Source organism: Amycolatopsis rhizosphaerae, assembly GCF_007713715.1.
Classification (GTDB): Bacteria; Actinomycetota; Actinomycetes; order Mycobacteriales; family Pseudonocardiaceae; genus Amycolatopsis_E; species Amycolatopsis_E rhizosphaerae.
On the sequence record NZ_VJWX01000866.1, the window covers coordinates 1 to 1215 of the forward strand.

Here is a 1215-nt window from a genome sequence, read left to right on the forward strand (position 1 = left end):
CGCCCGCGACATCGAGCACCACGGACGCACCGGCACCACCCACGACCTCACCCACACCACCGGCTGGTTCACCACCATCCACCTCCTCACGCTCACCGCCGCCTAAGATCCTCACACCACTCTCCGCGGGGTCGGGGAAAGGCTCGCCGAAGCACGCGCCACACCGTTCCGCTACGACCCGAACCGGCGGGTTCCGTTGGTGTGCTTCAACTATCTCGGCCGGTTCGACAGCACCCTCGACGCGGATGCCCCGTGGCGGCTGCTGCCCGAGCTCCCCGGCGCGAACCAGGACGACCGCCAGCCCCGCCCCTACCGGCTGGAGATCACCGCGCTGGTGGTCGACGGCAGGCTCCACGTCCGCTGGACCCACGTCCCGGCTCTGCACGCCCCGGAGGAGATCACCCGCCTCGCCGAACGGTTCCAAGCGGAGCTGGTCGCGCTCGCGGAGCCCGGGGTACCGGACGCCCTCGGCCCACTCGAAGCCACCTACCCGCTTTCGCCCCTGCAGAAGGGCATGTTCTTCCACACCCGCTACGCGCGGGACAGCGGTGTCTACGTGGTGCAGCTGACGTTCCGGCTGGACGGGCCGGTCTCCCCCACCGCGTTCCGCGCGGCGTGGACACGGCTGACGGAACGCCACCCGGTGCTCCGGACCTCGTTCCACCAGGACGGTAACGAGGACCCGATCCAACGAGTGCACCGCGGGGTGTCCCTCCCCTGGCGGGAAGAGGACTGGCGCGGCCTAGGCGACACCGAACGCGAGAGCCGGCTCTCGGTATTCCTCCGCGAGGAACGCGCCCGCGCTTTCGACCTCGCACAGGCACCGCTGTTCCGGCTCGTACTCGTCCGCCTCGGCGACGACGCCTGGCAGTTCGTGTGGACGCATCACCACCTTCTGCTCGATGGCTGGTCCCTGCCGGTCATCCTGCGCGAGCTGTTCACCTGTTACGAGGCGGAGGCGTCCGGGGAACCGGCCGTACTCGCGCCCGTGCGTCCCTTCGGTGACTATCTCGACTGGCTGGACGACCGGGACTCCGGGGATGCGGAGAGGTTCTGGCGTGGTGTTCTGGCTGGGTTCAGTGCTCCGACTCCGCTGCCACTGGGTTCGGGCGCACTCTCCGATGGGGCGGGGTGTGCGGAGTTGGTGTTGCCGGTGGCCGTTACCGAGGCGTTGGGGGTGTTGTCTCGTCGTCATGGTGTGACGTTGGGGACGAT

Annotated in this window: 1 protein-coding gene; it reads left to right on the forward strand. The window is 69.2% G+C overall.

Annotated elements, in window-relative coordinates; translation table 11 throughout:
* Positions 1–199: 199 nt before the first annotated feature.
* A partial coding sequence (locus FNH05_RS37500) for a condensation domain-containing protein (RefSeq protein WP_246128172.1) occupies positions 200–1215 on the forward strand: 1016 nt, incomplete at its 3' end.